The organism is Burkholderia sp. AU33803 (assembly GCF_002223095.1).
Classification (GTDB): Bacteria; Pseudomonadota; Gammaproteobacteria; order Burkholderiales; family Burkholderiaceae; genus Burkholderia.
This window is the reverse complement of sequence record NZ_NKFJ01000004.1, coordinates 1,531,650-1,543,884: the sequence shown is the minus strand read 5'-3', so window position 1 is coordinate 1,543,884 and position 12,235 is coordinate 1,531,650. Positions and strand designations below refer to the sequence as shown.

Genomic DNA, 12,235 nt, shown 5'->3' with positions numbered 1-12,235 from the left:
TTGGCCGGCACGCGTCGCGTGCCGGTTTTCACACGATCAAGAAGGAGTATTCCCATGTTGAAAGGCAACCTCGCCGGACTGATGAAGCAAGCGCAGCAAATGCAGGAAAACATGAAGAAGATGCAGGAGCAGCTTGCGCTGATCGAAGTCGAAGGGCAGTCGGGCGCCGGCCTCGTCAAGGTGACGATGACGTGCCGCAACGAAGTGCGTCGCGTGTCGATCGACCCCAGCCTGCTCGCGGACGACAAGGACATGCTCGAGGATCTCGTCGCGGCTGCGTTCAACGACGCCGTGCGCAAGGCCGAAGCGACGTCGCAGGAAAAGATGAGCGGCATGACGTCGGGCCTGCCGTTGCCCCCGGGCTTCAAGCTGCCGTTCTGAGCGTAGCGTCCGTGTCACTTTTTGCTGCCGTATGAAACAGCCGTCCGCCCTGTCCGCGCTCGTCGAAGCGTTGCGCGTGCTGCCCGGCGTCGGGCCGAAATCCGCCCAGCGCATGGCGGTCCACCTGATGCAGCACGATCGGGAGGGCGCGGAGCGGCTCGGCCGGTCGCTGCTGTTCGCGACCGAGCACCTGCAGCACTGCGAGAAGTGCAACACGTTCACCGAAGCGCAGATCTGCGAGGTCTGCAGCGACGAAGAGCGTGATCCGACGCTGCTGTGCGTCGTCGAGACGCCTGCCGACCAGATCATGCTCGAGCAGACGATGACTTACCGCGGGCTGTATTTCGTGCTGATGGGCCGGCTGAGCCCGCTCGACGGGATCGGCCCGAAGGAAATCCATTTCGACCGCCTCGTGCGGCGCGCGTCCGACGGTGTCGTCAAGGAAGTCGTGCTCGCGACCAATTTCACGAACGAAGGCGAAGCCACCGCGCACTACCTCGGCCAGACGCTGAAGGCGCGCGGGCTCGCGGTCACGCGCCTCGCGCGCGGCGTGCCGGTGGGCGGCGAGCTCGAATACGTCGACGCGGGCACCATCGCCCGCGCGATGCTCGACCGCCGCACGATGTAAGCCGGGCGCCGCCGGCCGGCGGCGTCGCGCGCCTCGCGAGCGGCCGTTCTCGTGGCAACGCATGCACGTTCCATATGTAAACAGACCCTAGGAGACACATGAGCACCAGCCAGGGCCCGCTCGCGGGCGTCAAAGTGCTCGAATTCGGAACGCTGATCGCGGGGCCGTTCGCGTCGCGGCTGTTCGCCGAATTCGGCGCGGAAGTGATCAAGATCGAGGATCCGAACGGTGGCGACCCGCTGCGCAAGTGGCGTAAGCTCCATCCGGAGCAGGGCGGCACGTCGCTGTGGTGGTCCGTCCAGGCGCGTAACAAGAAATCGGTCACGCTCAACCTGAAGGCCGACGCCGGCAAGGCGATCGCGCGGCAACTCGCGCGCGAGGCCGACATCGTGATCGAGAATTTCCGCCCGGGCCTGCTCGAAAAGCTCGGCCTCGGCTACGACGTGCTGTCGGCCGAGAACCCGGGCCTCGTGATGGTGCGCCTGTCCGGTTACGGGCAGACCGGCCCGTACCGCGACCGGCCCGGCTTCGGCGCGATCGCCGAATCGATGGGCGGGCTGCGTCACATCACCGGCTATCCCGAACTGCCGCCGCCGCGCATCGGCATCTCGATCGGCGATTCGATCGCCGCGCTGCACGGCGTGATCGGCGCGCTGATGGCGCTGCATCACCGCAAGGTCAACGGCGGTGCGGGGCAGGTGGTCGACGTTGCACTGTATGAAGCCGTCTTCAACATGATGGAAAGCGTGGTGCCCGAATACGGTGTGTACGGGATGGTGCGCGAGCGCACCGGCGCGTCGCTGCCGGGCATCGTGCCGTCGAATACGTATGCGTGCCGCGACGGCAGCATCGTGATCGGCGGCAACAGCGATCCGATCTTCAAGCGGCTGATGAAGGCGATCGAGCGCGATGACCTCGCGGACGATCCCGCGCTCGCGCAAAACGACGGGCGCGTGCCGCGCACGCAGGAGATCGACGACGCGATTGCCGCGTGGCTCGCGCCGCGCACGATCGAAGAAGCACTCGTCGTGCTCAACGCGGCCGACGTGCCGGCCGGGCGCATCTACAGCGCCGCCGACATGTTCACCGATCCGCAGTTCGTCGCGCGGCAGATGATCCAGCGCTTCAAGCTGGCCGACGGCACCGACATTCCGCTGCCGAACATCACGCCGAAGCTGTCCGACACGCCGGGCGAAACGCGCTGGCTCGGGCCCGAGCTCGGCGAGCATACGGACGAGGTGCTGCGCGGCCTCGGCTACGACGCGCCGGCGATTGCCGCACTGCGCGAAGCGGGCGCGATTTGAGCACCCTCGGGCCTGTCGCTTCGCGCCGGGCTCCCGGAACTGGGCATTCCCCAACGGCGCGCCGTTGGCGGGAGAAAACCCGGGGTGGCGCAGCGTTTTCCTGAGCACGCGGAACGCCGCGCCGCAACGCGGCGGCGCAGCGTGTCCGGGTGCCCGCAGCGGTCCATCCGCAGTCGCCGGACTGTCGCTCTCGCGCCATCTTTCCTCGGTTACAATCGCCGGATGCGAATCCTACTCAGCAACGACGACGGCTATCTCGCCCCCGGTCTCGCCGCGCTCAGCGACGCGCTGCAGCCGCTGGCCGAGCTCACGGTGATCGCGCCCGAGCAGAACTGCAGCGGCGCGTCGAATTCCCTCACGCTGTCGCGGCCGCTGTCGGTGCAGCGCGCGGCGAGTACGGGTTTCTTCTACGTGAACGGCACGCCGACCGATTCGGTCCACGTCGCGTTGACGGGGATGGCCGACGCCAGGCCGGACCTCGTCGTTTCCGGGATCAACAACGGCCAGAACATGGGCGAAGACACGCTCTATTCGGGGACAGTTGCGGCCGCCACCGAAGGCATCATGTTCGGCGTGCCGGCCATCGCATTCTCGCTGGTCGACAAGGGCTGGGCCCATCTGGCGGACGCCGCGCGCGTCGCCGCGGAAATCGTCGAGCACTATCTCGCGCATCCGCTGCCGGGCCAGCCGCTGCTCAACGTCAATATTCCGAACCTGCCGTACAACGAACTGAAAGGCTGGAAGGTCACGCGCCTCGGCAAGCGTCATCCGTCGCAGCCGGTGATTCGCCAGACCGACCCGCGCGGCGAACCGATCTACTGGATCGGCGCGGCGGGCGAAGCGCTGGACGCCAGCGACGGCACCGATTTTCATGCAGTGGCAAACGGTTTCGTGTCGATCACGCCGCTGCAGCTTGACCTCACGCACACGCAGATGCTGCCTGCGACGCGCGAATGGGCGCGCGCCGGAGGGCGGGCTTCATGAGCGGCGAGCGCGCGAAGCGGTTCCCGCTCGCGCTCGAAGATCTCAAGCGAGCGCCACGCAAGTCGGAAGGTCGGGCCGGCGAACGCCATGCGGCGGTCTCGGCATCGAAGGCCGCCGACAAGCCTGCGGCCGTGCTGAAACCGGTTGCGGTGAAGCCCGCTGCGACGCGATCGGCCTTGCCCGGCTCCGCCGCCGCGAAGCCGGCGACCGCACCGAAGCCGACCGCACTGAAGCCCGCGATGCCGAAGCCGGCCGCGCCGAGCGTCGCGCCGGCCGGCACGTTCGCGCTGACGTCGGAACGTGTGCGCGAACGGATGGTCGAACGGCTGCGCGCGAACGGTGTGACCGACGCGCGTGTGCTGGAAGCGATGGCCGCGGTGCCGCGACACATGTTCGTGGATCCGGGGCTCGCAACGCAGGCCTACGAGGATTCGGCGTTGCCGATCGGCCACCAGCAGACCATTTCAAAGCCGTCGGTCGTCGCGCGCATGATCGAGCTCGCGATGGCCGGCCGCACGCTCGAGCGCGTCCTCGAGATCGGCACGGGCTGCGGCTATCAGGCCGCCGTGCTGAGCCACGTGGCACGCGACGTGTATTCGATTGAACGCATCAAGCCGCTCTACGAGCGCGCGAAGCTGAACCTGCGGCCGCTGCGCGTGCCGAATATCCGTCTGCACTACGGCGACGGGCGTGTCGGCCTGCCGTCCGCAGCCCCGTTCGACGCGATCGTGATCGCGGCGGCAGGGCTCGACGTGCCGCAGGCGCTGCTCGAGCAGCTTGCAATCGGCGGGCGGCTCGTCGCGCCGGTCGGCGCGCAGAGCGGGCAGCACCAGGTGCTCACGCTCGTCGAGCGCGTCGCGCACGCGCAATGGCGAGAGTCACGGCTTGATCGCGTTTTCTTTGTCCCTTTAAAATCCGGAGTAATTTGAAACCGATGAGTATGTTGCGCGCGATGCAAAACAACCGTTCCAGGGAACCGCTCACGCTCGCCCAGCGGGCGATCTGCGTAGCTGCGTTCTCCACGCTTCTGGCCGCCTGTGCGACGCGGCTCGACAACGCGCCCGTCGTCGATCGCTCCGGTTCGCTCGGCACGACCGGCACCGCGCAGCCCGCGGCGCCGCTTCCGCCGGCGCCACCGGGTTACTACCGGGTGAAGCCGGGCGACACGCTGTACCGGATCGCACTCGAAAACGGGCAGAACTATCGCGACATCGCCGCGTGGAACAACCTGGCGAATCCGAATCAGATTGAAGTCGACCAGTTGCTGCGCGTTTCGCCGCAGGCCGGTGCCGCCGTGGCGGGCACGCAGGTCGCCGCGCCGATCGCGGGCGCCGCCGTTGCGACCGCGCCGCTCAGCAGCGGCCCGGCAGCGCCGGCCGCCGGCACGTCGTCGTCGGTCGCGACGCCGCCTGCCGCAGCCGCCGCATCGAGCGATACGGCAGCCGCGCCGAGCGGCCCCGTGACGTTCGCATGGCCTGCGCGCGGCCCCGTGCTGAACGGTTTCGACGATGCGAAGAACAAGGGCGTCAATATCGGCGGGTCGGCCGGCGAGGCCGTGAAGGCGGCGGCCGACGGTCGCGTCGTCTACTCCGGCAATGGCCTGCGCGGCTACGGCAACCTCATTATCATCAAGCACGATGCAACTTACCTCACGGCGTATGCACACAATCGCGCTTTGATGGTAAAAGAGGGGGACGCGGTAACGAAGGGGCAGAAGATCGCCGAGATGGGGAACAGCGATTCCGACCGCGTGATGCTGCATTTCGAGGTTCGCCGGCAGGGTAAACCTGTCGATCCGCTGAAGTATTTGCCGCCTCAATAACCGAGACGACCATGCCGAAATCGAAGCGCCACGAGCCGCAAGCCGAATCTGAGAAAATCAGTCGAGCCACGCAAGCATCGGTGGGGCGAGCTGGTGCTTCGACGGACGACGAAGACGACGTCGCGGACAACGAGCGTGACCTCGAGGCACGCGACGCCGACGCGGACGGTGGCGACGACGAGCGCGAAGGCCGTGTCGAGGCAGCGCCCGATGTCGACGATTTCCGCACGATACTGCAGGCCGAGCTCACGGCCGACACGATCCAGCATTACCTGAACCGCATCAGCGTGAAGCCGCTGCTCACCGTCGAGGAGGAGCAGCGCTATTCGCGTCTGGCCAAGGCCGGCGAATTCGAGGCGCGGCAGGTGATGATCGAGCGCAACCTGCGTCTCGTCGTCAGCATCGCGAAGGGGTATCTGAACCGTGGCGTGCCGCTGCTCGACCTGATCGAGGAAGGCAACCTCGGCCTGATGCATGCCATCGAGAAATTCGACCCGACGCGCGGCTTCCGTTTCTCGACCTACGCGACGTGGTGGATTCGGCAGAGCATCGAGCGCGCGATCATGAACCAGGCCCGCACGGTGCGCCTGCCGGTGCACGTGATCCGCGAACTGAACCAGGTGCTGCGCGCGAAGCGCCACCTTGAAAAGAACTCGATGTCGACGGGTGAAGCGGCCGAGCGCCGCGAAGCCAGCATCGACGACATCGCCTATCTCACCGGCAAGACCGCCGAGGAAGTCACCGACATCCTTGCGCTCAACGAGCACACGGCGTCGCTCGACGCGCCGCTCGACCTCGATCCCGCGAGCAGCCTGCTCGACCTGCTGCCCGACGACCAGAGCCAGTCACCCGACGCCGAGGTGCAGCACCGCGAGCTCGAGACGCTGACGCGCGCGTGGCTGTCGCGGCTGTCCGACAAGCATCGGCACGTGATCGAGCGCCGCTTCGGCCTGAACCACATCGAACCGGCAACGCTCGAGGAGCTGGCCGACGAGATGGGGCTCACGCGCGAGCGTGTGCGCCAGATCCAGCAGGAAGCGCTGGTGCGCCTCAAGCGGTTTTTCGCCTCCAACGGTGTGCGCAAGGACGCCGTTCTGTAACTGATGACTCCGATTCTTGTTTTTGACATCGAGACGATTCCCGATGTCGACGGCATTCGCCGTCTGGAAGACCTGCCCGCGACGCTCGACGATGCCGCGGTGGCCGAGCATGCATTCGCCGCCCGTCGCGAGAAGACCGGCGGCGATTTCCTGCCGCACCACCTGCAGCGCATCGCGGCGATTTCCTGCGTGTTCCGCGACAACAACGGGTTTCGTGTGCGCTCGCTCGGCACGCCGCAGGACAACGAAGCGACGCTGATCCAGTCGTTCTACCGCGTGATCGAGAAATACACGCCGCAACTCGTGTCGTGGAACGGCGGTGGCTTCGATCTGCCGGTGCTCCATTACCGCGCACTCGTGCACGGTATCCCTGCGAGCCGCTACTGGGATCTCGGCGAGGACGACCGCGATTTCAAGTGGAACAACTACATCTCGCGCTACCACTCGCGACATACCGACCTGATGGATGTGCTCGCGATGTATCAGGCGCGCGCGAATGCGCCGCTCGACGCGCTCGCGAAGATGTGCGGTTTTCCGGGCAAGCTCGGGATGGACGGCAGCCAGGTGTGGCCGGCGTTCCAGGCCGGGCGGATCGAGGAAATCCGCAACTATTGCGAAACTGACGTCGTCAATACTTACCTGTTGTACTGCCGGTTCCAGTTGATGCGCGGCGGCCTGACGCCGAGCGAGTATGCGGACGAGATCCTGCTCGTGAAGAACTCGCTTGCACAGGAGCCTGCGTCGCACTGGGCCGAATACCTGGCCGGATTCGACGCCTAGCGCGGGCGAGGTGCGCTGCGGCCGGCGGCGCGATCATGCCAGTTCGAGCAGCACCGGCTGGTGATCGGACGCGCGCACGTCGCCGTCGATCTCGCAGCGCGTGACGCGCGGCATCAGCGTATCGGTCACGAACACGAAGTCGCACGCGAGCGGCCCCTCCGACCATTGCACCGTATCGTAAACACCCGCCGTCGGCGGTGGCATGCGGCCCGGGTGTCGAGCGACCCATGCGTCGATGAAGCGCGGCGCGTCCGGGATCGGCTCCAGGAGTCGGCAATAGGCGTCGCTGCCGAACGCGCTGTTGAAGTCGCCACAGACGATTGCATCGCATGGCTGGCCGGTTGCGCTGAATGGCCCCTCGGCGGTTTCGGCGGGCGCCGGTCGTGCCGCGTGCGCGCAGGCCTCGCGGTGCCGGTCGCGCAATGCGTCGACCTGGGCGAGCCGCTGGCGCGCCGAATAATATTCCAGATGCGTGGTGACCACCCGCAGTGGCCCAAAGGACGTCTGCAACTCGACGTCGAGCGCGACGCGCGGCATCGACGGCGCGCCGGCGTCGGCCGGCCACGGCAGCAAGTGGCGGAGCACGCGCCCGACCGGCAGCCGGGTCGCGATTGCGTTGCCGAACTGGCGGCGCGGTGCGCCGGTTTCAATGGGCGGCAAGTCGGCACCGATCGCGTCGACGATCGTATATCCGGGCAGCAGCGCCGCGAGTTCGGCGAACTGGTCTGCCCCGGGCCGGCCGGGCAGTGCGCCAAAGCCGCGCGTGACTTCCTGCAGGCACAGCACGTCGAAGTCGCCGAGCGCGCGGATCGTGGCGACGGTGCGTGACAGATCGACGCTGCCGTCCGCGTCCCGACCCCATTGGATGTTCCAGTCGATCAGTTGCATGGTCGAATCTCCTGTCGGGCGGATCTCGGCCCAGGGCGGTTCCTGAGTCGGCGCCACGGGGCACGTGGCCGCTGGCGCTCTCGGCCCCGCCTGTCTGGCCGTTCCGGCGCAATGCCGGGCCGTCTATGCTTAAGTATCGACGCTTGGCGCATGCAAAGCGGGCGATGCGGGCCCGCGTCGTCTACAATCTCGCCTTCTTCAACGTTTGTCAGGAAAAGCTGGTGTCCGAAGCCGTCCCCACTTCTGCGCGCAAATCAAGAAATGCGCCCGTCGCGCCCGGAATCGCCCCGGTTCTCGAGATCGAATCGCTCGACATGGAAGCGCGCGGTGTCGGCCGCACGATCACCGAGGACGGCGAGCCGGGCAAGGTCATCTTCGTCGAGGGCGCGTTGCCGGGCGAGCGCGTGACCTATTCGAGCTTCCGCCGCAAGCCGAGCTACGAGCAGGCGACGGTCGTCGACATTCTGCGCCCGAGCGTGATGCGCACGAAGCCGAAATGCGCGTTCTTCGGCACCTGCGGCGGCTGCTCGATGCAGCATCTCGACATGCGGGCGCAAGTGGCGGTCAAGCAGCGTGTGCTTGAAGACAACCTGTGGCACCTGGCGAAGCTGCGCGCGGAAACGATGTTCGCGCCGATCCACGGCCCGTCGTGGGGCTATCGCTATCGCGCGCGCCTGACCGTGCGCAACGTCGCGAAGAAGGGCGGCGTGCTGGTCGGGTTCCACGAGAAGAAGAGCAGCTACGTCGCCGACATGACGAGCTGCGAAGTGCTGCCGCCGCACGTGTCGGCGATGCTCGTGCCGCTGCGCCGGCTGGTCGAGGGGCTGTCGATCCGCGATCGGATGCCGCAGATCGAGCTCGCGGTCGGTTCGGAAGTCACGGCGCTCGTGCTGCGCGTGCTGGAGCCGATCAACGCGGACGACGAAGCGCTGCTGCGCGCGTTCGCGGACGAGCACAAGGTACAGTTCTGGCTGCAGCCGAAAGGGCCGGACACGGTGACGCCGTTCTATCCGCTCGACGTGTCGCTCGACTACACGCTGCCGGAATTCGGCATCCGCATGCCGTTCAAGCCGACCGATTTCACGCAGGTCAACCATCAGATCAACCGCGTGCTGGTGGGTCGCGCGCTGCGTCTGCTCGCGCCGTCGCGCGACGACCGCGTGCTCGACCTGTTCTGCGGGATCGGCAACTTCACGCTGCCGCTCGCGCGCCTGTCGCGCGAGGTGATGGGCATCGAAGGCAGCGATACGCTGACGACGCGCGCGCTGGCGAATGCGCGCGAGAACGGTGTCGACGGCCACACGACGTTCGCATGCCGCAACCTGTTCGAAGTGACGGGCGACGACATGCGTGCGCTCGGCGCATTCGACAAGTTCCTGATCGACCCGCCGCGCGAAGGCGCGCTCGCGGTGTCGAAGGCGCTGGCCGAGATCGCGCAGAGCGGCGAAGGTCCGCTGCCGAAGCGCATCGTCTACGTGTCGTGCAACCCGTCGACGCTGGCGCGCGACGCGGGCCTGCTCGTGCACGAGGCCGGCTACCGCCTGAAGGGCGCCGGTGTCGTGAACATGTTCCCGAATACGTCGCACGTCGAATCGATCGCGCTGTTCGAGCGCGACTGAGTCGGGCGGCGGACGTAAAAAAACCGGCCCGCGGGCCGGTTTTTTCATGGGGGGTAGCGAACGTCAGTTGCGGTTGCCGCCAAAGATGCCGAGCAGCGCGAGCAGGTTCGTGAACACGTTGTACAGGTCGAGGTAGATCGCGAGCGTTGCCGAGATGTAGTTCGTCTCGCCGCCGTTCACGACGCGCTGGACGTCGAACAGCATGTACGCGGAGAAGATCGCGATCGCGAGTACCGACACGGTGAGCATCAGCGCCGGGAGTTGCAGGAAGATGTTCGCGACCGATGCGAGCAGGATCACGATCACGCCCATGAACAGCCACTTGCCGAGCCCTGAGAAGTCACGCTTGCTGACGGTGGCGATCGTCGCCATCGCGGCGAAGATGATGCCGGTGCCCCCGAACGCCAGCATGATCAGCGACGGGCCGTTCGAGAAGCCGAGGATGAAGCTCAGCAGCCGCGACAGCATCAGGCCCATGAAGAACGTGAAGCCGAGCAGCACGAACACGCCGGCCGCGCTGTTTTTGGTCCGCTCGATCGCGAACATGAAGCCGAACGCGATCGCGAAGAACGCGAGCAGGCTCATCATCGGGCTCGTGGCCGCGAACAGCGAGAAGCCTGTCGCGACGCCGACCCAGGCGCCCAGCACGGTCGGCACCATCGACAGCGCGAGCAGCCAGTACGTGTTCCGCAGCACGCGGTTGCGAACCTCGGCGGTGCTGACGGAACCGCCGCGGCCGAAATTGTACGGATAGTCGTTCATGGTTTCTCCTAACATTGAACGCGTGGGCGTCCGGGGCCGGTTCGGCACACGCGGTGTGCGGCGCAGCAAACCGGAGCAGCTATGGCTAAGATACGTTCCGTGCCGGGAGGTTTCAATGGCCAGGCGGCACAAAACACATGGATTCGGAACCTTTCACGTGTGTAAGGGTTCAATCGCAATGATACACGGGATCGTGCTACAATAGCGGATTCATTTGAACCTGTAACTTCTTAATTTTTTGGAGTTTTTATGGCAATCGAGCGCACCCTGTCGATCATCAAGCCGGATGCGGTGGCAAAGAACGTGATCGGCCAGATCTACAGCCGTTTCGAAGGCGCCGGCCTGAAGATCGTCGCATCGCGCATGGCACACCTGTCGCGTGCTGACGCAGAGAAGTTCTACGCGGTTCACGCAGCGCGTCCGTTCTTCAAGGACCTCGTCGATTTCATGATCTCGGGCCCGGTGATGATCCAGGTTCTGGAAGGTGAAGGCGCGATCCTGAAGAACCGCGACCTGATGGGCGCAACGGATCCGAAGAAGGCAGAAAAGGGCACGATCCGCGCCGACTTCGCCGACAGCATCGACGCGAACGCCGTGCACGGCTCGGACGCTGCTGAAACGGCAGCGGTCGAAATCGCGTTCTTCTTCCCGGAAATGAACGTTTACTCGCGCTAAGCCCTGGCTGGCAGCAAGTAGGCAGGATTCAGCGCACGCGGCAAGGCAGCACATCATGACGAGCGAAACTTCCGTCAATCTTCTCGACTTCGATGCCGAGGGTCTTGTCGCGTACTGCGGCAGCCTCGGCGAGAAGCCGTTCCGCGCCAAGCAGTTGCAGCGCTGGATCCACCAGTACAACGCTGGCGACTTCGACGGCATGACCGATCTCGCGAAGTCCTTGAGAGAAAAACTCAAGGGCCGCGCGTCGATCGGCATGCCCGAGATCGCCAGCGATCACGTTTCCGCCGACGGCACGCGCAAGTGGCTGATCGATGTCGGAAACGGCAATGCGGTCGAAACCGTGTTCATCCCGGAAGAGACGCGCGGCACGCTGTGCGTGTCGTCGCAGGCCGGGTGTGCGGTCAACTGCCGCTTCTGTTCGACGGGCAAGCAGGGCTTTTCCCGCAACCTGTCGACAGCCGAAATCATCGGTCAGCTCCGGATGGCCGAATTTGCATTGCGAGCGTCCCTGGGCCGCGCGCCCGGTCCGAACGGCAAGGCCGAACGGGTCGTCACCAACGTGGTGATGATGGGTATGGGCGAGCCGCTGCTGAATTACAGCGCGGTCGTGCCGGCGATGCGGCTGATGCTCGACGACAACGCGTACGGCCTGTCGCGCCGCCGCGTCACGCTGTCGACGTCCGGCGTGGTGCCGATGATGGACCGCCTCGGCGCCGAGCTGCCGGTCGCGCTGGCCGTGTCGCTGCACGCGCCGAACGATCCGTTGCGCGACGAGCTGGTGCCGCTCAACAAGAAGTATCCGCTGCGCGAGCTGATGGCGGCTTGCCAGCGTTATCTGAAAGTCGCGCCGCGCGACTTCATCACTTTCGAATACTGCATGCTGGACGGCGTCAACGACACCGAAGCGCACGCACGCGAACTGCTGGCCGTCACACGCGATGTGCCGTGCAAGTTCAATCTGATCCCGTTCAATCCGTTTCCGGAATCGGGCCTCATCCGCTCGAAGCCGGAGCAGATCAAGCGCTTTGCACAGGTCCTCATCGACGCGGGTGTCGTCACGACCGTGCGCAAGACGCGCGGCGACGACATCGATGCCGCGTGCGGCCAGTTGGCCGGTGCAGTGAAGGACCGCACGCGCCTCGCGGAACGGACGGGCGCAGCAGGAAAAATCATCGAAGTTCGGGCGATTTGACAGGGATGCCTGGCCGGGGATGCCAGGGCCTTTAAGCGGTACAACACGCGAATAGCGATCGGTCGCGGCGCCTCGGCGTCGCGCATGGTATGGACAG

13 protein-coding genes are annotated in these 12,235 nt (G+C 66.0%); 11 read left to right on the top strand and 2 right to left on the bottom strand.

The window, feature by feature from the left end:
• Positions 1-54: 54 nt before the first annotated feature.
• From CFB41_RS09635 to CFB41_RS09600, 8 genes are all read left to right on the top strand, one after another.
• Complete coding sequence (locus CFB41_RS09635; RefSeq protein ID WP_006482124.1) at positions 55-381, top strand: YbaB/EbfC family nucleoid-associated protein; 327 nt, start codon at positions 55-57, stop codon at positions 379-381.
• 31 nt (positions 382-412) lie between these two features.
• The gene (gene recR / locus CFB41_RS09630) at positions 413-1,009 is read left to right on the top strand and encodes a recombination mediator RecR (RefSeq protein ID WP_006478665.1); all 597 of its coding nucleotides are present in this window, start codon (positions 413-415) and stop codon (positions 1,007-1,009) included.
• Between the two features lie 98 nt (positions 1,010-1,107).
• On the top strand, positions 1,108-2,313 hold the full coding sequence (locus CFB41_RS09625; protein WP_089425563.1) for a CaiB/BaiF CoA-transferase family protein: 1,206 nt from the start codon (positions 1,108-1,110) through the stop codon (positions 2,311-2,313).
• Between the two features lie 222 nt (positions 2,314-2,535).
• The gene (gene surE / locus CFB41_RS09620; protein ID WP_089440235.1) at positions 2,536-3,297 is read left to right on the top strand and encodes a 5'/3'-nucleotidase SurE; all 762 of its coding nucleotides are present in this window, start codon (positions 2,536-2,538) and stop codon (positions 3,295-3,297) included.
• Positions 3,294-4,226, top strand: coding sequence for a protein-L-isoaspartate(D-aspartate) O-methyltransferase (locus tag CFB41_RS09615; RefSeq protein ID WP_089440234.1), 933 nt, complete (start codon positions 3,294-3,296; stop codon positions 4,224-4,226). Before surE ends, CFB41_RS09615 begins: the two co-directional genes overlap by 4 nt.
• A 5-nt stretch (positions 4,227-4,231) precedes the next feature.
• Positions 4,232-5,119, top strand: coding sequence for a peptidoglycan DD-metalloendopeptidase family protein (locus CFB41_RS09610; RefSeq protein WP_089456326.1), 888 nt, complete (start codon positions 4,232-4,234; stop codon positions 5,117-5,119).
• A gap of 11 nt (positions 5,120-5,130) precedes the next feature.
• Complete coding sequence (rpoS, locus tag CFB41_RS09605; protein WP_089440232.1) at positions 5,131-6,219, top strand: RNA polymerase sigma factor RpoS; 1,089 nt, start codon at positions 5,131-5,133, stop codon at positions 6,217-6,219.
• Between the two features lie 3 nt (positions 6,220-6,222).
• Positions 6,223-6,999, top strand: a complete 777-nt coding sequence (locus CFB41_RS09600) for a 3'-5' exonuclease (protein WP_039360281.1) — start codon at positions 6,223-6,225, stop codon at positions 6,997-6,999.
• Positions 7,000-7,032: 33 nt separating this feature from the next.
• Here CFB41_RS09600 and CFB41_RS09595 read toward each other — a convergent pair whose 3' ends face one another.
• Positions 7,033-7,887, bottom strand: a complete 855-nt coding sequence (locus tag CFB41_RS09595) for an endonuclease/exonuclease/phosphatase family protein (protein WP_089456325.1) — start codon at positions 7,885-7,887, stop codon at positions 7,033-7,035.
• Between the two features lie 164 nt (positions 7,888-8,051).
• Between CFB41_RS09595 and rlmD the strand changes: the two genes are divergently transcribed.
• On the top strand, positions 8,052-9,506 hold the full coding sequence (gene rlmD / locus CFB41_RS09590) for a 23S rRNA (uracil(1939)-C(5))-methyltransferase RlmD (RefSeq protein ID WP_069248106.1): 1,455 nt from the start codon (positions 8,052-8,054) through the stop codon (positions 9,504-9,506).
• A 63-nt stretch (positions 9,507-9,569) separates the two neighbouring features.
• Here rlmD and CFB41_RS09585 read toward each other — a convergent pair whose 3' ends face one another.
• Positions 9,570-10,268, bottom strand: a complete 699-nt coding sequence (locus CFB41_RS09585; protein ID WP_006761414.1) for a Bax inhibitor-1/YccA family protein — start codon at positions 10,266-10,268, stop codon at positions 9,570-9,572.
• Between the two features lie 249 nt (positions 10,269-10,517).
• On the opposite strand from CFB41_RS09585, the gene ndk reads away from it, so the two are divergent.
• A complete protein-coding gene (ndk, locus tag CFB41_RS09580) occupies positions 10,518-10,943 on the top strand; it encodes a nucleoside-diphosphate kinase (protein WP_006478674.1) in 426 nt (141 codons plus the stop codon).
• Positions 10,944-10,998: 55 nt separating this feature from the next.
• Complete coding sequence (gene rlmN, locus CFB41_RS09575) at positions 10,999-12,138, top strand: 23S rRNA (adenine(2503)-C(2))-methyltransferase RlmN (protein WP_046545853.1); 1,140 nt, start codon at positions 10,999-11,001, stop codon at positions 12,136-12,138.
• Positions 12,139-12,235: the final 97 nt, after the last annotated feature.